Origin of the sequence: Nocardia sp. GCM10030253 (assembly GCF_042675075.1) — a bacterium.
Lineage (GTDB): Bacteria > Actinomycetota > Actinomycetes > Mycobacteriales > Mycobacteriaceae > Nocardia.
This window is the reverse complement of record NZ_JBHTDL010000007.1, coordinates 370,140-389,074: the sequence shown is the minus strand read 5'-3', so window position 1 is coordinate 389,074 and position 18,935 is coordinate 370,140. Positions and strand designations below refer to the sequence as shown.

At 66.4% G+C, this 18,935-nt stretch carries 16 protein-coding genes; 6 read left to right on the top strand and 10 right to left on the bottom strand.

Annotation, left to right across the window (positions count from 1 at the left end; translation table 11 throughout):
• Nucleotides 1-195 precede the first annotated feature (195 nt).
• A complete protein-coding gene (locus ACFQZZ_RS17800; RefSeq protein ID WP_378681438.1) occupies nt 196-2,049 on the bottom strand; it encodes an FAD-dependent oxidoreductase in 1,854 nt (617 codons plus the stop codon).
• A 103-nt stretch (nt 2,050-2,152) separates the two neighbouring features.
• Here ACFQZZ_RS17800 and ACFQZZ_RS17795 point away from each other — a divergent pair, with 103 nt between their 5' ends.
• The 3 genes from ACFQZZ_RS17795 to ACFQZZ_RS17785 all read left to right on the top strand — a co-directional run bounded on the left by ACFQZZ_RS17795 (nt 2,153) and on the right by ACFQZZ_RS17785 (nt 5,152).
• Nucleotides 2,153-2,818 carry a TetR/AcrR family transcriptional regulator gene (locus ACFQZZ_RS17795; protein WP_378681435.1) on the top strand — a complete coding sequence of 222 codons (666 nt, stop codon included), beginning with the start codon at nt 2,153-2,155 and terminating at the stop codon, nt 2,816-2,818.
• Nucleotides 2,819-2,941: 123 nt separating this feature from the next.
• On the top strand, nt 2,942-4,306 hold the full coding sequence (locus ACFQZZ_RS17790; RefSeq protein ID WP_378681432.1) for a polysaccharide pyruvyl transferase family protein: 1,365 nt from the start codon (nt 2,942-2,944) through the stop codon (nt 4,304-4,306).
• Between the two features lie 12 nt (nt 4,307-4,318).
• Nucleotides 4,319-5,152: a glycosyltransferase family 2 protein gene (locus ACFQZZ_RS17785; RefSeq protein WP_378681429.1), complete on the top strand. Its 834-nt coding sequence runs from the start codon at nt 4,319-4,321 to the stop codon at nt 5,150-5,152.
• A gap of 65 nt (nt 5,153-5,217) precedes the next feature.
• Here ACFQZZ_RS17785 and ACFQZZ_RS17780 read toward each other — a convergent pair whose 3' ends face one another.
• Together ACFQZZ_RS17780 and ACFQZZ_RS17775 are read right to left on the bottom strand one after the other, a co-directional pair.
• Complete coding sequence (locus ACFQZZ_RS17780; protein WP_378681427.1) at nt 5,218-5,856, bottom strand: MspA family porin; 639 nt, start codon at nt 5,854-5,856, stop codon at nt 5,218-5,220.
• Between the two features lie 196 nt (nt 5,857-6,052).
• Entirely contained in the window at nt 6,053-7,156 is a 1,104-nt protein-coding gene (locus tag ACFQZZ_RS17775) for a methyltransferase domain-containing protein (RefSeq protein ID WP_378681424.1), read from the bottom strand.
• 29 nt (nt 7,157-7,185) lie between these two features.
• On the opposite strand from ACFQZZ_RS17775, the gene rfbC reads away from it, so the two are divergent.
• The gene (gene rfbC / locus ACFQZZ_RS17770) at nt 7,186-7,731 is read left to right on the top strand and encodes a dTDP-4-dehydrorhamnose 3,5-epimerase (protein ID WP_378681421.1); all 546 of its coding nucleotides are present in this window, start codon (nt 7,186-7,188) and stop codon (nt 7,729-7,731) included.
• Here the strand turns inward: rfbC and ACFQZZ_RS17765 are convergent.
• The 4 genes from ACFQZZ_RS17765 to ACFQZZ_RS17750 are packed head-to-tail and all read right to left on the bottom strand — an operon-like array spanning nt 7,724 to nt 11,470.
• The gene (locus ACFQZZ_RS17765; protein WP_378681889.1) at nt 7,724-8,767 is read right to left on the bottom strand and encodes an NAD-dependent epimerase/dehydratase family protein; all 1,044 of its coding nucleotides are present in this window, start codon (nt 8,765-8,767) and stop codon (nt 7,724-7,726) included. The genes rfbC and ACFQZZ_RS17765 overlap by 8 nt on opposite strands.
• A gap of 2 nt (nt 8,768-8,769) precedes the next feature.
• Nucleotides 8,770-9,420, bottom strand: coding sequence for a PIG-L deacetylase family protein (locus ACFQZZ_RS17760; protein WP_378681418.1), 651 nt, complete (start codon nt 9,418-9,420; stop codon nt 8,770-8,772).
• The gene (locus tag ACFQZZ_RS17755; RefSeq protein ID WP_378681415.1) at nt 9,417-10,199 is read right to left on the bottom strand and encodes a glucose-1-phosphate cytidylyltransferase; all 783 of its coding nucleotides are present in this window, start codon (nt 10,197-10,199) and stop codon (nt 9,417-9,419) included. The genes ACFQZZ_RS17760 and ACFQZZ_RS17755 overlap by 4 nt, the downstream gene beginning before the upstream one ends.
• The gene (locus ACFQZZ_RS17750; protein ID WP_378681412.1) at nt 10,196-11,470 is read right to left on the bottom strand and encodes a methyltransferase domain-containing protein; all 1,275 of its coding nucleotides are present in this window, start codon (nt 11,468-11,470) and stop codon (nt 10,196-10,198) included. Before ACFQZZ_RS17750 ends, ACFQZZ_RS17755 begins: the two co-directional genes overlap by 4 nt.
• Nucleotides 11,471-11,959: 489 nt before the next feature.
• Here ACFQZZ_RS17750 and ACFQZZ_RS17745 point away from each other — a divergent pair, with 489 nt between their 5' ends.
• Nucleotides 11,960-13,471 (top strand): sugar transferase, encoded by a 1,512-nt coding sequence (locus tag ACFQZZ_RS17745; protein ID WP_378681409.1) that lies wholly within the window; start codon nt 11,960-11,962, stop codon nt 13,469-13,471.
• 10 nt (nt 13,472-13,481) lie between these two features.
• On the opposite strand, the gene ACFQZZ_RS17740 is transcribed toward ACFQZZ_RS17745, so the two are convergent.
• Complete coding sequence (locus ACFQZZ_RS17740; RefSeq protein WP_378681406.1) at nt 13,482-14,144, bottom strand: heme oxygenase (biliverdin-producing); 663 nt, start codon at nt 14,142-14,144, stop codon at nt 13,482-13,484.
• A gap of 40 nt (nt 14,145-14,184) precedes the next feature.
• Nucleotides 14,185-15,663 carry a threonine/serine exporter ThrE family protein gene (locus ACFQZZ_RS17735; RefSeq protein WP_378681886.1) on the bottom strand — a complete coding sequence of 493 codons (1,479 nt, stop codon included), beginning with the start codon at nt 15,661-15,663 and terminating at the stop codon, nt 14,185-14,187.
• 243 nt (nt 15,664-15,906) lie between these two features.
• Between ACFQZZ_RS17735 and ACFQZZ_RS17730 the strand changes: the two genes are divergently transcribed.
• Complete coding sequence (locus tag ACFQZZ_RS17730) at nt 15,907-16,761, top strand: TIGR03619 family F420-dependent LLM class oxidoreductase (protein ID WP_378681883.1); 855 nt, start codon at nt 15,907-15,909, stop codon at nt 16,759-16,761.
• Nucleotides 16,762-16,832: 71 nt separating this feature from the next.
• On the opposite strand, the gene ACFQZZ_RS17725 is transcribed toward ACFQZZ_RS17730, so the two are convergent.
• Entirely contained in the window at nt 16,833-18,758 is a 1,926-nt protein-coding gene (locus ACFQZZ_RS17725; RefSeq protein ID WP_378681403.1) for a VWA domain-containing protein, read from the bottom strand.
• Between the last annotated feature and the right edge of the window lie 177 nt (nt 18,759-18,935).

The following is an 18,935-nucleotide window of genomic DNA, read 5'->3' as shown; positions in this document are numbered from 1 at the left end:
GATCTTGATGCGAGCCCTCCTACCGAACTCGCTTCCCGGGCAACAGTCTAGGTGACATCCGGCGTTTCGGGCGCGCGAGGAAGATCAACTAGCGGCTGGAGCAGTCCCTTGTCGCCCGTGCGACGCCGGGCGCGTGCGGTGGATCCCGGCGCCCGGTGCGCCGAGGGCACGGCCGGCTGCGATGTTTGCCGAGATCTAACTAAGGTCGAAAAGATTCGGCTGCCCCGCCAGATAACGCGCCGCGTCCAATCGGCGCAGCGGCTCGAATGCCGGTATCGAATCGCGGGTGAACAGTTGGGCGCGCGGCGCGGTCGAGCCGGCAGCCTCCAGCAGGGCATTGACGGCGGTGCGGCCCGCTTCGTCGGCACCCTCCATGGTTGCCAGATCGAAGTTCGTCCGCACGTAGTCCGCGGCCAGAAAGAGGTTCGGAATCTTCGTGTTCGCGGTGGGCCGATCGGCCCAGGATCCGATCGTATTGACCAGTAGCGGCTCGTCGTTGTGATTCTGCCCGTCGGCCCAGGTGATACCGGGGTCGAGCAGCCATTCGCGGACGATGCCCTCCTTCAGCTGAATCCTGCCGTCATCGTTGAGCGCCGCGGTCATCTGCGCCCAGGTCTCCTGGTAGATCTCCGCGCGCGTGCAGTGCTTGGCCGTTTTTCCGAAGAGGATGCCGGGGGTGTCCCAATCGGCGATGTCGATGGTGAGGCCGTCGACAATGCTGCCGTCGCCGTACTTCGCGGCGTAGTCGACATCCCAGAACGCGCGCTGGGTGTAAGAAGTCAGCCGCCACGGCGCATCGAGGTAGATGTTGTATCCCGCGCCGAGCTCCAGCTTCTCGGTGACGAACATCTGCATACCGTTCATCCAGTCGACGGTGAGCGCGTCCATCCGTCCGAGAGCCGGGTCGAGGGCGCGGATCTCGGGCGACCACAGGCCACGGGCCCGGTCGGTCGGCACCGCGCAGACATACCAATCCGCCTCGAAGACCTGCGTCGACCCGTCCGGGCGCTGGATGCGGGCGCCACCGATCCGGTCGTCGGTCACCACGAAGCCGTCCAATGCGTGGCCGGGGTGGAACCGCACACCCATGGTGCGCAGCATGGAGATCCACGGATCGAGCCAGGCCTCGTTGGTCGGACCGTTGAGGACCTCATACACCTTCGGGCCGCCGGTGAGTTCCTGCAGCAACGCGATGAAGAAGCCCTCCATCATATTGCCCATCGTCCTGGTGCTCGCCACGTATTCCTTGGCGGCGACGAGCGCGCGGGTGAGTCCGGTCGCGGCCAGCGCCTGGAACTGGGCGGAACGGGTGCCCGCACCGACGAAATCCCACCAGCTGACGTGCTCCCACTGCCCGAAACGCCGCTCCTCGCTGGAGGTGAGATAGGTGATCACCCGCCCGGCCATGTACATCGCCTCCGGCAGCGGGATCAGGTTGTTCTTCATGAACACTTCGACCAGGGTGCGCTGCATGCCCTCCGGCGTGAGCGCCTGCCTCGGATCGAAATAGAACCCGAACATGAGGGGGAAGCCATCGGGAAGATTGTTCGCGCGCGGGTAGCGCGGATCGTTCACCGAGAACGGAATCAGGTTGTCGTAGACGGTTTTCCCGGTGCCGGGCACCGGAATACGGCGCATCGTGTCGTGTACGTGGTGATAGAACGAGGTGAAGCCCCTGGCGCCGTGTTCGCCCGGTAGCGGTGCTCGGCCGTCGCCCCCGGTGCCGGGCAGCGGAATGGTGCGGGACTTGCCGCCCAGCTCCTTGCGGTCGAAGACGGTTACCTGGAATCCGCGCTCGGCCAGTTCGTGGGCGGCGGTGAGGCCGCCGATGCCCGCGCCGAGCACCGCAACGGTGTTACGCGCCGGGCCGTTTCGCCTGCGTGGCGTCCGTGCCGCAGCCGGTCCCGCCACCATTCCCGTCGTCGCCGCCAGCCCCGCGGTTCCTGCCACCGCCGCCGCGCCGCGCAGCAGTGAGCGCCTGCTGACTTCCGGGTCCTGCTGCCGAGCTGTCGATGAACGCCGAGTTGCCGCTGAACGCTGAGTTGTCATGAAGACCCCGTCTAATTCTGACTATCCTGATCGTCATATTTATCAGATGGTTGCGGCCGATGGGAGACAATGCAGGCATGACAACGACGTTGGTGCAGGTGTCGTGAGTACGCCACAGCAGCGGCGACCCGTTCGCTCCTATGGCGGTGTCGGCGCGGAAGCCCGGGTCGCGGCCCGGCGCGGCAAACTCCTGGAGGCCGGGCTCGAATTGTTCGGCACCCGCGGGTATTCGGCGACCGGCGTCAAGGACCTCTGCCGGGCGGCGGGGCTGACCGACCGGTACTTCTACGAGTCGTTCGCCGGGACGCGTGAGTTGTTCGCCGTGGTTTTCGACCACGTCATCGATGAGTTGTTCGTCGCGGTGGCGCGTGCGGTGGATGCGACGCCGCCGCGGGGGACGCGCAAACTGCGGGCAGGCATCGGCACGTATCTCACGGCGCTGGCGCAGGATCCGCGCAAACTTCGCATCGTGTTCGTCGAGCCGACGGCGGCCGGGGCGGAGCATCGCCTGCGCGATGCGCTGTGGCGGTTCGCTCAACTGGTCGCGGCCACTGCCACCGACGCGCGGCCTGCGGATAATCCGCCCGCGCAGATCGTCGACATCTTCGCGCTGTCGGTGGTCGGCATGCTGGAGCGGGTCATCGTGGAGAAACAGGGTGGCCGGTTGGAGGTCCCGATGGACGACCTCATCGACTACTGCACGGCCTTTGCGGGAGCATCGCTGCGTGCGATCCATTCGGGCGAAATCGCGAAGCGCACAACGGATTAGGGGACAAAACCTACCGGAACGGATATCCGCAACGCTGGCCGACAACTCTCGGTTGCGGTAGATTTCACAACGAGTTCGTGTTCAGCACGAACCGACCCGCGGGGACTGGCGGGAGGAAGCGCAGTGGGGACCGAGCATTCGGTTGCAGATCGTTCCGATATCGACCAGCAAGAGATTCGAGTACTTGTCGAGAACGGGGAGTACTGGCTACGCAATCGTGGCGATATCGCCATGATGACCGTCACTATCGAGCGGCTACGGGAACGCTGGCCGCAGGCGCGCATCGGCGTGCTGACCCATCAACCCGCGGTACTTCAGGCACTGCTGCCGGAGGCGGAACCGATCTGCGGACCCGCGTGGTGCTGGGGATCGGACAATTGGCTGGGACAGCTGTCCCGAACGGCCGGAACCAGACTCCTCGGCCCGGCGGCTCTCCGGTGGCGCGCCGCGACCGACGGGCCGAAGGATCGGCTGCGCGCCCTCCGTTCCAGTGCACGCGCGCGCCGGGACCACGAGCCTTATGCCGTTGCAGCGGTGACCGACGACGCGTTCCCGGTCGAGATCCCGGCCGCCGTCACACAGGCGTCGCTGGTCCTCGCGCTCGGCGGCGGCTACATGACCGATGTGGACCGCTATCAAGCCAGTCGCACCCTCGACCTGCTCGAACGTGCCCATGCACTGGGCATTCCGACGGCGATGGTCGGGCAGGGCATGGGGCCGCTGCGGGATCCGCTGCTGTTGCGCCGTGCCACGCAGGTACTGCCCGAGGCCGACTTCATCGCGCTGCGGGAACGCCGCCGCGGCCCGGAACTGCTGACCGGGTTCGGCGTCGAGCCCGAACGGGTCATGATCACCGGCGACGACGCGGTCGAGTTCGGCTACCGGCTGCGCGGCGCGCGAATCGGGACCGATATCGGGTTGTGCCTGCGAGTGGCCGACTATTCGAAGGTCAGCGCGGCCGCCCAGACGACGCTCGGCGGGGTGGTCCGGAACCAGGCTGTCGAGCTCGACGCGGGCGTGGTGCCACTGATCATCTCCGAATACGCCTCGGAGGATCGACTCGCGACCTTGCCGCTGCTGGCCGGGGCGGCAAGGTCGGAGTCACCGGTCGGACGTGGCGGCACCGCGCACGATGTGGCGCGCCAGGTAGCGCGCTGCCGGGTACTTGTAACGAGCGCCTACCATTTAGCGGTATTCGCACTGTCGCAAGGCATTCCTGCGGTCGGAATTACCGCCTCGGAGTACTACGACGACAAGTTCCACGGCCTGGCCCAAATGTTCGGCGCCGGGTTGCGGGTGGTACATCTGAATGATGCGGAGCTCGAGAACAATCTCGGCCGCGCGATCCGGGAGGTGTGGGACGATGCGCCGGCGGTCCGGGATCCGTTGCGGCAGAAGGCCGTCGAGCAGATCGATGCCAGCCGGGCCGGCTTGGAACGAGTGTTCCGATTGGTGGAGAGCGGCCCGGTGCGCCGGGCAACCGTATAGGGGGTACCTGTCATGACAACGCTGTCGGTATGTGTTCCGGCCTATAACTCGGCGCGCACGCTCGCGGCGACGCTGCGCTCGGTGCTCGAGCAGGAAGTGGATTTCGAGCTCGTCGTGCTGGACAACGCGAGCACCGACGCGACCTCCGAGATCGCGCACTCGTTCGACGACCCGCGCATCCGGGTGATCCGCAATGATTCCGTGTTGCCGATCGGTGACAACTGGAACACCGTGATCAGGGCCTCGACCGGGACGCTCGTGAAGGTCGTCTGCGCCGATGATGTGCTGCGACCCGGCGCGCTGACCGCGCAGTTGAAGGTGATGGCCGACGAGTCGATCGCCATCTGTGCCAGCCGGTTCGAGGTGATCGACGAGGCCGGGGAGGTACTGGAAACGGAGCTCGGGCTCGCCGGATTGGAGGGCAGGCAGACTGCCCGTGCGCTGGCGCGCACGATCGTGCGACGTGGCCCCGCCGATTTCGGGCCGACCGCGGCGGCGATGTTCCATCGCGAGCATTTCGACCGCGTCGGCGGGTTGCGTGGAGACCTGGTATTCCCGATGGACGTCGACCTGTTCGCGCGGGTGTCGTCGTTCGGAGTGTTCTACGGGATGTCCGAAATCACCGCCGCGTGGCGGAATTCATCGTTCAATCTGTGCAGTAGCACCTCGACGGTGAGCAAGCTCACCGATATGCTCCGCTTCCACCACCGACTCGCGGGTGACTACCCGGAGCTGGTGAAGCGGGCCGACGTGCTTGCGGGTGATACCCGGCTGGCGAAGGCGGCGCTACAGCGGTTGCGGATCCGGACCGTGGCGACCGTGCGGCACCGCCCCGATCTGCTCTGAAGCTCGCGCTCTCGACGACGAACGTGGTGCCCCCGGCAGGGACACCACGTTCGCTATGTCGAAGCTCAGATGGTCCAGAGCCTGCCGTAGGTCACGACGACGTCGCCGCTGGAGCTGACCACCTGAACGAAGGGACGGATGTTGGTCGGGCCGAGAACTCCGGTGACGGTGCCGTGGAAACCGGACATCCGGATGAATCCCGAAGAGCCGGAGACGTCGCCGCCCGCGCATTCGACAGTCTGGATGCCGGGACCGAAACCGACCTCGAGCTGAATGCCGCCGCGGGGGATCAGGTCGTTGAGTTTCAGCACCGCGCCCTCGCTGCCGCCTAGATCGAGGCCGAGACTCGGTGACGACCACTCGAATCGCAGTTTTCCGTTGAGGGTGGCCGGGAAGCCGACCTGGTAGCCGACGGTGATGTGACCGGTCCAGTCGTCCGCGTTCGGGCCCGAGATCCGGAATGCCGCCTCGCCGTTGTGGAACCACTCGCGGGTCAACGGGTTTCCATCGAGCGGTGACACGAAATCGATGCGAGTATCCGACTGGATTGCTTCGACCATGCGGTCACTGTGGTCGACGACCTGATTGGTGCTGTCGATGGCGGCCGCGGCGGTGCCATTCGCGAAGATCAGCCCGGACGCGACGACCGAGGCCATCGCGAACATGCGCAGACTCCGGCCACGAAACGGTGTTGTTTCCCTCATCAGTTTTCCCCTTAGATTCCCCTCACGCTGCCGAGCGCTCTGCCGCGCTCGACGCCCGACCCCCCGGTTATGGGGGCGACAAGCCCTTCAATCGTCCCGGGTCGGCTGGTGACGGTAAATAAAGCAAGTCATGTCAACTACATTGCGTTGATTCAGCAACAATCTGGTTGCGGCACAGCAAATTCAATGCAACATCTCACCATCCCTCCGAGGGGCCCGCCGGGTCGTCGAGCACCCAGCGTCCACCCAGCTCGGGGAACTCGGCTCGAACCTCGGGCAGCAGATCACGCAGCGTCAGCAGCACCAAATCCGGTCGGGCCGCGACCAGTTCGGTCGGTGAGATGATCGGGATATCGGTGCCGGGCATCCGGCGGCCGTGTTTGGCCGGCGAGGCGTCGGCCACGGCCGCGACGAGTCCGCGGTGCAGCCCGGCCAGGCTGAACAGTGCCACCGCGCGGGAGGCTGCGCCGTAGGCGTACACCCGTGGCCCGCGTGCGGCGGTCGCTTCGAGCCACTCCCGCAACGTTGCGGCATGCTGGTCGGTGGTGTGCTGGAGACGGCGCATGGCGTCGACATCGGTGTGCTCCGCCTCCGCGGCAAGCACGGCACGCGCCGCGGCATCCGGCTCGACCTCGCCGTGTACTGCACCGACCAGTACGGTGCCGCCGTACAGATCGAATTCCCACGCCGTCGCCACGCTCATGCCGGCAACCTCGAGCAACCGGCTGACTGCGGCCAGCGAATAGTAGGCAAAGTGTCCGTGCCTCAGCGCGTTCCACTGACCCGCCGACACGATCGTGGCCACCGAGTGGTACTGGATCAACAGCAGCCCGTCCGGCGCGGTGGCGGCGGCCCGTTCTTTGAAGGCCGCGGCCTGATCCGGCTCGTGCATGATGCCGAAGCAGTCGAGCACCACATCGGCGGGTCCAGCACTGGTGCGGAAGCCGCGTTCGGCGAGCAGCGGCAGCCAGGTACCGCCGTGCGGGCTGCCGAACTCACGCACGGTGGTACCGCGCAGCAGGCCTGCGCGCGCTACCCGCGCTACCGCATCGGCGGCCTGATCGCGCAGCGCCCGCGGTTCGACGCCGCGCGGCTCCTCGGTACGAGTGTCGTCGTCGGCCAGCTGCGCGAGCCCGCACGTGCCGCACAGGTCCATCCGGAGCGGATGCGCGTTCTCCTCGGAGCCGATCGCCGCGTCGGCGCTGGGGAAGTAGTCGGCGGCCGGCACCGTGCCGAGATCGAGAACCGTCGTCAGCCGGTCGCCGCCACAGCCGCGGCAACGTCCGCCGTCGGCGTTCACGACGCTCGCATTCGTGACACCATGGCCTCGTGCGTATCGAGCCGACCGAACTCGCCGATGTCCTTGTCCTGGTGCCGGAGCCGTTTCGTGACGAACGCGGGCTGTTCACCAGGACTTTCGATGCCGAGGAGTTCGAAGCCGAGCTGGGTGTGCCCGGTGCCGCGGCGTCGTTCCTGCAAGACTCGCAGTCGCGTTCGACGCGTGGCGTGATCCGGGGCATGCACGGCCGTGCCGGGCGCGGTGAGGCGAAGCTGGTGCGTTGCGCGCACGGCGCGGTGCACGACGTGCTCGTCGATATCCGGCCGTCGTCGCCGACCTTCGGGCGACAGCAGGCGTTCCTGCTCGACGACAACGCTTTCCGGCACCTGTACGTGCCGCCCGGCTTCCTGCACGGTTTCCAAGCGCTCACCGCGACGGCCGACGTCTGCTACCGCATCGACCGCCCGCACGATCCGACCGAGGACATCGGCGTGGCCTACGACGACCCGGACCTGGCCATTGTCTGGCCGTTGCCGGTCACCGTCGTCTCCGCCCGTGACCGTGCCGCGGGCAGTTGGCAGCAGCTGATCACCTGAGTGCGGTGACACCCGAACCGTCGACCCGTCGCATCGAGGCGTCGAGAAATCCTGCGTCGCGAAGCTTCTCCAGGTGCGGGAGTCTGGTGAACCGGTGGAAAAAGTCTTCACTGGTGAGTCCCCTGGCTGTGTATTCCTGGTACAGCTCGTGCGCGCCCGCCGGAACACTCCATGCGGCGCGGAAGCCGATGGCGTCGCGCGCGGCGGAGAAGTCGACGCGGTAGGAGCGCGGATCGGCTCCGCTTTCCCCGGTGATATTCAGTCGCGAACCCGGCACCGCGTCTACCACGGCCTGCGCGATATCCGCGACGGTCAGGTTGTTGGCCTCTGTGCCGATGTTGAACGCGCGGCAGTGAATCGACTCGGTCGGTGCGGTGAGGCAGGTCGCGAAGGCCGTCGCGATATCGGCCGCGTGCACCAGTGGGCGCCACGGTGTTCCATCGGAGAGCACTTTGACCTCGCCGGTGAGCACCGCGTATCCGACCAGATTGTTCAGCACGATGTCCGCGCGCAACCGCGGCGAGAAGCCGAATGCGGTGGCATTGCGGAGAAACACCGGCGTGAATTCGGCATCGGCGAGCGCGGCGACATCGTCCTCCACGCGCACCTTGCTCTCCGCGTAGGGCGTGATCGGCTTCAGCGGTGCGTCCTCGGTGACCAGTTCTTCGCCCGCCGCACCGTAGACCGAGCAGGTCGAGGCATAGAGGAAGCGCCGAACGCCTGCCTCTTTCGCGAGGCGGGCCAGCCGGACCGACGCGTGATGGTTGATGTCGTAGGTGATCTCCGGCTGCAGCGCGCCGAGCGGATCGTTCGACAGCGCGGCGAGGTGGATCACCGCGTCGAAACCGCTGAGTTGCTCGACGGTCACATCACGGAGGTCGACGGCAAGGCCGGGCGGATCACCGGGCAGCTTGCCGAGTACGCAATCGGCGAAGAACCCGGAATCGAGTCCGACCACATCATGCGCGTCCGCGCGCAGCACCGGAACCATGACGGTCCCGAGGTAACCCTGGTGCCCGGTGACCAGAACTCGCATGCTCATTTCCCTCCCAAATCGAGGACAACCTTATCGATCACGAATGCCTCGGCATATTCGGCCCGGCATTGCACACCGCGCAGCCGGGCCAGGCCGGTGAACGCTTGCTCGTCGAACCAGTCGCGGCCGGCCTGCGACGGATAGTGCTTCAGCAGCAGCCGGGACTTCGCCTCCGTGAACTCCGTGGTGACCGGGTGGAATACGGTGGGCTGTGGGGTGTCGGTCTCCCACTTGAGGATCTCGTAGCCGAGTATCAGCTGGTCGCGGAATTCGGTGGGCACCAGCTCCGCGAGCAGTCGATGATCCTGGTGGGCATCGCCGCGCTGCGGCGCGAAGACCAGATCTGGATCCGACTTGCCGCGGAAATGCTGCAGTGCGTTCTTGATTCGATCCCAGTGCGCGGGCGCCCTGCCGTCGGGAACGTCGAGCACGGTGAGGTCGAGATCGGCATTCGGACAGAATTCGGCGAGGGCTGTCTGCTCCTCGTACTCCCGCTCGCTGTCGCCGCCGGAGATCACCAGGGCGCGAACCCGCAGCCCGGGGTGCCTATCGGCCAGCGTTAGCAGGGTAGCTCCCATGCCGATGGCGATGTCGTCGCAATGTGCGCCGAGCACGGCGATTTCGGTGAGCGGCGCGGTGGTCAGCGCGATCATGCGTGCTGCTTCTCCCAGACCATCCACGGACGAATGCCGGTACGGTAGCCGGCGTCGAGCTCGGCGCGTTCCTTGAAGGTGTCGGCGGGCTTCCAGAAGCCTTCGTGCTGGTAGCCGAACAACCGTCCCTGTCCGGCCAGCGCACCGCAGGCGTCTTCGACCAGATCGCCACCCGGCGGCAGCAGGTCGAGGACCTCCTGGGTGAGTACGAAGTAGCCGCCGTTCTCCCAGATCGGCATCCGCGAGACCGGCATGATCTCTTTGACCTCGCCGTTCGGCTTCATGTCGACACAGTGGAAGGACGACTGCGGCGGCACCACCATCATCGACGCGGCCGCGCCGGAGGCGGTGAACTTGTCGATCATCTCGTCCAGCGGCGCGTCGGTGAGGACATCGGCGTAGTTGGCGAGGAAGGTCTCTTCGCCTTCGAGGTGGGGCCGCACCCGGCGCAGTCGTTCGCCGATGGCGGACTGGACTCCGGTGTCGACGAAGGTGATCGACCAATCGCTGATATCGGTGTGCAGCAATTCGACCCGGCCGTCGCGGATCACGAAGTCGTTGGACACCGATTCCTGGTAATTCAGGAAGAAGTTCTTGATGTGCTGGGCGCCGTAGCCGAGGCACAGGATGAAGTCCTTGTGCCCGAAGTGCGCGTAGTAGCGCATCACGTGCCACAGCAGCGGTCGGGGACCGACCATCTGCATAGGCTTGGGGATGATGTCGTCGGTGCCGTCACGCATTCGCATGCCGTAGCCGCCACAGAACAGCACAACCTTCATCGTGCAGGCCTTTCGGTGTCTTGATTGCTCAGATCGGCGCCGGAGTTCAGATCGGCGATGTGCAGGGTGGGCAGTGGATAGACCAGCTGGGCGCCCCATTCGGCGATGTGGCGCAGCTGCGCGGTGATCTCGGCTTCGAGATTCCAGGGCAGGACCAGCACGACATCGGGCCGATCGGTGTCGATCTGCTCGGGCGCGTGGATCGGAATCCGGGTGCCGGGCGTGAATTTCCCATGCTTGTACGGGTTTCGGTCGACCGTATAGTCCAGCAGGTCCGACCGGATGCCGCAATAGTTGAGCAGCGTGTTGCCCTTGCCCGGTGCGCCGTAGCCGACGACGCGCCTGCCTGCGGCGCGCTGGTCGAGCAGGAAGCGAAGCAGATCCTGACGCACCGCATCCGCGCGCGGCTGCAGGTCACGGTAGCCCCGCACGTCGTGCAGACCGGCGGCTTCCTCGGTGCGCAGCACCTCGATCATCCGCTCGCTCGGCGCGTCGGCGACCGCCTCTGGCCGCGCCCACAGCCGAATCGAGCCGCCGTGCGTGGCAAGCAGTTCGACATCGACCACCGCCAATCCGGCGGTGGCGAGGGCACGCTGGGCCGAGAGCACCGTGTAGTACTGGAAGTGTTCGTGGTAGATCGTGTCGAACTGGCCGAGGCGCACCAGGTTGAGCGCGTGGTGCACTTCGATGGAAAGCCAGCCGTCGTCTGCCATGAGTTCGCGCAGCCCACGGGTGAATCCACGCAGGTCGGGGACGTGCGCGTAGACATTGTTGGCGACAACCAGGTTCGCGGGCCCGTGCTGGGCGCGCACCTTCGCGGCGGATTCCTCGTCGAGGAAAGCGGTTTCGGTAGGTACGCCCGCCAGCCGGGCGGCGGCGCCGACATTGACCGATGGTTCGATCCCGAGGCACCTGATCCCCGCGGCCACCGCGTGCTGCAGCAGGTAACCGTCGTTACTCGCGGCCTCGACCACGAACGAATCCGGCCCGAGACCGAGCTTTTCGATGGCGTGCGTCACAAATGCTTCGGCATGCCGGACCCAGCTATCAGAATACGATGCGAAGTAGGCGTATTCGGTGAATGTTTCCTCCGGTGTGATCAATGCCGGAATCTGCAAAAGGAGACACTCGTCACACAAGCGTAGGTGCAGTGGGAAGGTTGGTTCCGGAAGGTCGAGTTCATCTGCGGCGAGGAACTTCTCGCACGGCGGGGTCGCACCGAGGTCGAGAACGCTTGATAGCAGATAGGAATCACAGAGTCGACAACGCATGCAGGCCCCACTTCTGCGGCTAGTTTGATCACCCGGCGCATTACCGGCACGCCCCAGACGTCGGTGCGATCCAGTGAGACGTTACAACGAATCGCCTGCATGGCGGTGTTGAAACTATCTGCGCGGTAGCGGTTTCTGGACGGATTTAGCGGCCGAACGGCCGGTAGCATCCGGATGGCTACCGTCGAAACGGGTAGCTAGAATCCGACTTTGAGGTTCAACCATCGATTGCGCGCGGGCGCTACCTGCCGTGTTGCTGCCGAGACGGCCTTCGGATGGCGGGTTGAAAAGCCAACTGTCCCGCTGTTGGCTATCGCGTGGAATACTTTGCGGCCCTTGTGATTCGATATGTGAAACAGATTGTGTTCTGTAACAATCAGCTTCTGGCCACCGACTGATGGAACACCCCGGGCGGTCAGCTGAGCCGAGGGGACCGATCGATGTCGATCGGGGGCAACGAGTTCTCTCCCAGGGGGAGGTGCGTCTTCTATGAGCTTCGAGCTCACCGATGGCGACGATCTGGACGTGTCCAGACCGCCGCTGACTTCGCCGCGCTCGGAACGCGAGCGCTGGCAAGCCGAGTATGTACGACGTTTGGCCGCAACGGATTCGGTGGTGATCGCCGTCGCAGTCGGGTTGGCGCAGGTCATGCGCTTCGGCGGACCTGTCGCGCCGCCGCTGGCCTGGCCGATGCCATACGAGGTCGGCTATAGCGTGGTGTCGTTGACGTTGGCGCTGGCCTGGGTCGCTTTCCTTGCCGCGTGCAACACCCGGTCGCCGCAGGTGGTCGGCAGCGGCTCGGAGGAATACCGGCGACTGGTCTCGGCGACACTGCGGTTGTTCGGCTTCCTGGCCATCGCGTCGCTGATCTTCCAGATCGAGTTCGCTCGTGGCTATCTGGCGATCGCGCTGCCGCTCGGCCTGCTCGGGCTGATGTCGAGCAGGCTGCTCTGGCGGTTGCACGCGCGTGCGCGCCGCGGCGCGGGCGGGTACCGGACATCGGTGCTGGTGGTCGGGGGCGCCGAGGCGGCGCAGGCGATGGCGACCGCGTTCTCTCGCGATCCGGACTCCGGGTATCGGGTCGTCGGCGTGTGCATTCCGGACGGTGTCAACGGCAATGCCCAATATGGCTTCGAGGCATCGGGTCGCACGTTTTCGGTGGTCGGTGACGATCGGTCGGTACTGGAGGCGGTGCGCCGCAGCGGCGCCGACACCGTCGCGGTCACCGCGACCGATCATCTGGGGCCGATCGAATTGCGGCGCATGGCCTGGGAACTCGACCCGATCGGGGTGGAGCTGATCGTGGCGCCCGGTGTCGTGGATATCGCGGGTACCCGCCTGACGAACCGCCAGGTCGCGGGCGTGCCGATGCTGCACATCGCGAAACCGCAGTACGACAGGGCCAAGTCGACCGGCAAGGCGGTCTTCGACGTGTGCTTCGCTGGCGCCGTGCTGTTGGCGATCGCGCCGGTGATGCTCGCCATCGCGCTGGCGGTCAAGCTGACCAGCCCGGGGCCGGTGTTCTACCTGTCGGAGCGGATCGGGCGTGGCGGCAAGCCGTTCCGGATGATCAAGTTCCGCAGCATGTACCTCGACGCGGACAGCAACGTCGCCGCACTCATCGAGCGCAACGGCGGCAACCCGGTGTTCTTCAAAATGAAGGACGATCCGCGCATCACCCCGATCGGGCGGGTCATCCGCAAGTTCAGCCTCGACGAGTTACCGCAGTTCCTGAACGTGCTCGGCGGTCAGATGAGCGTGGTCGGGCCGCGGCCGCAGGTGCAGCGCGAAGTGGACTCCTACGACGGAAACATGCGGCGCAGGCTGCTGGTCAAGCCGGGTGTCACCGGGTTGTGGCAGGTCAGCGGGCGGTCGGATCTATCGCTGGAAGATTCGGTGCGACTGGATCTTTCCTATGTCGAGAACTGGTCGATGGTGCTGGATCTGCTGCTCATCGCCAAGACCATCGGCGCCGTGGCCCGCGGCGAAGGCGCGTACTGAACGGTCCAGGTCAGGACGGTCGCCGGGCCGGGAACTCGGCGGCCAGTTCCTCGAAGACCGCGGTGTTCATGGCGAAGGCGCGCTTGCCTTCGTCGAGCACCCGGCGTCGCTCGAGATCGTCGAGGGGCAATTGGTCGAGCAGCGCACGGTATTCGCGTTTGAAGGCGGCCGGATTGCCGACGGCGTCGAAGACATAGAAGCGCACGCCGTCGCCGCGATGCGGCAGGTTCCACAGTTTTTCGGCGGTGCCGCGGATGACCTGTCCGCCGGACAGATCGCCGAGGTAGCGGGTGTAGTGGTGGGCGATGTATCCGGCAGGCCAGTCGCGCGCGCACTCGTCGATGCGGGCGGCGTAGGCGGCGGTCGCGGGCAACGGATCCAGGCTCTCCCGCCAGGCGGGTCCGATGAGATGAGCGAGGTCGCGTTCCAGTTCCGCGGTCCTGGCCAGCTCGTGGCGGATGAACGGTCCGGCGATCGGATCGTCGGCCAGCCCGTCCGACCGGCCCTCGAGGGCCTGGTAGATGAACCAGAGCTGACCGGTGTAGCGGTGATAGGAGTCCACACCGAGTGCGCCGCCGAGCAGGTCGCTCATGAATCGGGAGTTCTCGGCTTCGGTGTGCTGCTCCTCGGTGGCGGTGCGGATCGCCGTCGAGAACGGAATTGTGTCCGACATGTCCGGAAACCACCTCGCTTGGGCTATATGGCTACCCTAACTAACCGGTACGACGATACCGGTTCACCGCGGAGGTCGCACGTGAGTCCCGCAACGCCGCCCGGAATCCCCGGTCGGCACGTCGGCGGCGCACGATCGGTCGGCGTAGCGAACCGAAGCGGCTGAGGATGCGTGGCCTACGCACTGTTCGGTCGAACCATTCGCCCAGGGTGACGCCTGCGGCCAGCGCGCAACCGACGCCGCCGGCCGCGAGCAATTGGTTGGCTCCGATCAGCAATTCGTCGTTGAGCAGCGCGTAGAGGCCGCGATACACGTTGAGGCCGGGCAGCAGCGGCGTGATGCCCGCGACCGCGACCACCAGCGGCGGCGTCAATGCCCGCCGCGCCATCAAGCCACCGGCCAGGCCGACCAGGGTGGCGGCGACGCCCGAGGAGACCACCGGTCCGAAGCCGGTCTGCTGCACCAGCAGATAGCAGATCGTGCCCGCGGCGCCACTGCCCGCGGCGGCCGCCAGCGCGCGGCGCTCGGCATAACAGGCGAGCGCGAAGGCCAGCGCCGCGACCGCGCCCGCGACCACCTTGACCAGCAGGTCGGTGATGTCGCGGCTGGCCAGATATACCGGCGGCACGGTGGCGCCGACGAGGTCGCCGATCCGCAGGGTGACCGCGATGCCCGCGATGATGCCGCCGGTCATCATCACGACCTCGAGCATGCGCGCGGACGCGGTGATCGGGGCGCCGGTGATGGCGTCCTGGACCGCGCCGACCAGCTGCAAACCACTGAGCAGCACGGTGATTCCGGCCGCGATGATCAGTGTCGGGTCGACATCGATGTCCAGCGGCCCGGCCAGCGTAGCCAGCGCGACCGCCGGTGCGGCCGCGATGGCGCCGCCGACCATGTGCTGGAAGAAGAACGGCAGGCCGAATCGATTGAGCACCCGGTTGGCTCGGTCGATCGCCAGGGTGGTCGCGAAGCTGATCGCGGCGACGAGGGCGCCGCCGCCGAGCAGGGCCGCGATGGCCGCGGCCAGCAATGACCAGCCGAAGGTGGCCATCCAACGGTGATAGGGATGCGGGGCCGAGGTGATGGCATCGAGCGCGGCACGCGCGTCTTCCGGCGCGACCACCTCGTTGCGGATGCGGCGCGTGAGTCGATCCACCGCGGCGAGCCTGGTGAAATCCAGTGCCCGATAGTGCACGATCCGCATGGTGCTGGCCGGCGGCAGTTCCGGACCTCGGTCGGCCCAGATCCTGATCGCGTCGTAGGTGACGTCGATGCTGCAGCGCGACAGGCCGTAGGTGGCGGCGATGAACCGCACCTGGGTGGTCGTGTCGATCACGCCGGTGCCCGATGCCAGCACCACCTCGCCGACCCGCACGGCAAGGTCGAGGACCTCCGCGACGCGGGCGTCGTCGGTGAGATCGATCGGTTGCAGTGGGGTCGGGGCGGAGACGATGGTGTCGGCGGTGGCCTGCCGGTCGGCGACCAAGCGGCCGACGGCTTGGCTCATCACCGGAATTCGCGATGCCCGACGAAACCACGGCATGCGCCGCCCACCGAGTTCGCCGATCCGCGAATCGACGTCGTCTTCTCCCGAAAGCGTGTCAGGACCCATGGACGCGAACCTAGTCATCCAGCGTGCTGTCGTCATCCGCGCGGTTCGCGGCGGGCGTGTCGATACTCGTTCGATGGTGCAAGGCCCTTGGTCCTGTTCGGTAAAGGTGGTAGAACTTGTTCTAATTTGGCGATGGGAGTGCGTACGGTGCGGTACGGAATTGTGTTGTTCACCAGTGACCGGGGCATCACGCCCGCCGATGCCGCAGCGGCCGCCGAGCAGGCCGGTTTCGACGCCTTCTACGTGCCGGAACACACGCATATCCCGGTGGTCCGCGCCGCGGCGCATCCGCGCACCGGAGACGCGAGCCTGCCCGACGACCGATACTTGCGCACCCTCGATCCGTGGGTCGCGCTGGCCACCGCCGCCGCCGTTACCAGCAGGATCACACTGTCCACCGCGGTGGCGCTGCCCGCCGAGCATCACCCGATCACCCTCGCCAAGACGCTCGCGTCGCTGGACCACCTGTCCGGCGGCCGGGTCAGCCTCGGTGTCGGATTCGGCTGGAACACCGACGAACTCGCCCATCACGGGGTACCGGCGGGCAAACGCCGTACGGTATTGCGCGAGCATCTGGACGCGATGCGCGCCATCTGGTCGGAGGAGGAAGCCAGCTTCGCCGGACAGTTCGTGAATTTCGGGCCGAGCTGGTCGTGGCCGAAGCCGGTGCAGAAGCGCATCCCGGTCATCCTCGGTGCGGCGGGCACCGAGCAGTCCTTCACCTGGCTGGCGAAGCATGCCGACGGTTGGCTCACCACGCCGACCGAGGACGGTCTGGAGGCCAAGATCGAACTGCTGCACCGGGTCTGGCGTGAACATGAACGAACCGGGACGCCGGAGATTATCGCGCTTGCCGGACGGCACGATGCCGCGCAGCTCGCGCAATGGGCCGAACTCGGCGTCACCGAGGCGGTTTTCGGAGTGCCGGACCGTGGTGCGGACGAGGTGCGCGGCTACCTCACCCGGCTGGCAGGAAAGCTCGGCATCGAAGCGCCCCGCTGATACCGGCAGCGCGCAGATTCTCCGCCCGCCGGACAAGGATCCCTTGTCCGGCGGGCGGATTCTCTGGTGCGCTAACTGCGCCGCCTGCGTGCGAAGAGCCAGCCGCCGATCGCGCCGAGCACACCGACGCCCGCGGCGCCGACAATGGCCACCACGATCAACGTCGATGACTTCGAGTCGGTCGTGCTCGACGCGCTCGCGGCCTCGTCGGGAGTGCGTCCGCCGGTGGACTTTCCGCCGCCCGCCGGGGTGGTGTTCTCACCGAAGACGCCGTCGGTGGCCGCGGTCGAATACTTCGGCCCGTCCTCCTGAGCGCCGGACACGGTGAGATCGAGGCGAATCGGGACCGGGGTGTTGCCTTCTTCGAAGGTCGAGCCCAGTTTGACCGCGATGTAGTACAGGCCTGCGACGGCCTGTCTGCGAATGTCCTGGTCGTCGGCCTTGCGGTTGTTGTACCGGATCGGCACAGTCGCCAGCGCGGGTTTGCTGGACGGCAGCACCTGGGCCGTACCGGTGTATGCCGCGGTGTCCCTGTCGAGTTCCTCACGGATGGGCGAGTACAGCGTGGTCGTGATATTCGAGATGTTGCTCAGGCCGCTGTTGCCGTTCTCGGCGTAGTGCACCCGATATGCCAGACCCTGTCCCCAGTTCAGTCGCACGCGGTAGAAGACGAACTCGCCGGGCCGCAGGGTATCGGTGTAGGTGCCGCTGCCCGGTAGCTCGGAGGCGACATTGAAGGACCCGCCGCCGGTCGCGGCGGTGCGCGCACCGGACGGTTCGGTGAAGGCCGTCTCGGGTCGGACGGCCGTGGGACCGGGATCGGTTGCGGCGGGTTCGATACCGACGAGCAATTCGATCGGCAGTCGCTCCGGCACCCCGTTGGAGACGTGGTCCCAGGTCAGCGCGAAGTAGTAGCGGCCGCCGCCCTTGCATTTGTCGGCGCTGCCGCTGCCCGTGCGTTCCTTGGTGGCGCCGTCGAAGGCTTTGGCGATGGTGAGCGCCACACCGTCGCTGGAACTGGTCGTCATCTCGGATTCGAAGACGTTGCAGTCCCTGCCATCGGCGCCGTACACGCGCATTTGGAGGGTGTTGATGTCGTCGGTGGAGGAGATGTTCGGTAGCCGCGGGAACGACAAGGTCCCGCTGAAGTAGGCGGTAGCGCCCGCGGGAACGTCGACGGCCCAGTAGCGCTTTTCCTTCTGGCCGATGGTGTCCAGGTATTGACCCGGTGTCGCGACCGGCGCGGTGTCGTAGCTGCTGGTGCCGGTGATCGGTGTCCCGGCCGCCTTGTAGTTGCGTAGTGCGGCCGCGCTGACTCGTGGCAGTGTCCGCTCGAGCGTGGGGCCGTCGGCGGCGTCGGTGTAGGTGCCGCCGGTGGCCTGCGCCATGCAGGTGAGCTGGGCGCGGGCCTTGGCGTCCACCGCGAAACCGATGGCGTGCATTACCAGGTCCAAGCCCTGCTGCTTCAATTCCCTCGCGACCTCACACGGATCGGGCGGGGAACAGGTGTCGTCGCCGTCGGACACCAGCACGATCGAGCGTGGTCCCGACTTGGGCAGGGTTGCCGCGGCCTGGCGCAACGCGGTGCCCATCGGCGTCCAGCCGCTCGCTTTGATGCCGTCGACCGCGCTGGTCAACGCGGCCTTGTCGAGCGTGTCCGGCTTGTGCAGCACCTGCACGTCACGACAACCCGCCGGCTTGTCCGCCTCGGCGTTCCCGGTGCCGGTGCCATAAACGGTCAGCCCCACTTTGGATTCGGCGGGCGCTGAGCCGACGAAGGTGCGCACCGCGTTCTTGGCGGCATCCATCATGGTGCCCGCCGGATCGGGACGCTGCATGGAACCGGAGGCGTCCAGGATGAGCATGGTCGGCGCGTATTGAGGGGCCTGCTCGGGGTTCTCCTCGGCGTGCGCGGGTAGGGCGGCGATCGACAGGCTTGTCAGCCCGACAGCTATCGCCGCGGTCAGTGTGATCAGTCGCTCGGTAACTCTCGGCATGGTCCTCGTCTGCTTGTGTCGCCCTGCTGTATTGCAAAGCGGACGTTACAGACAGCAACCACGTGGTTCCATTGATCAAAAGCCCACCGGCATAACAGATCGTCTATTTCTGCTGGTTATCGCACCCGTGCGTGCGGCGTTCGCCGCGTTTGCCGCGACCCGCCAGGAGCGGGAACT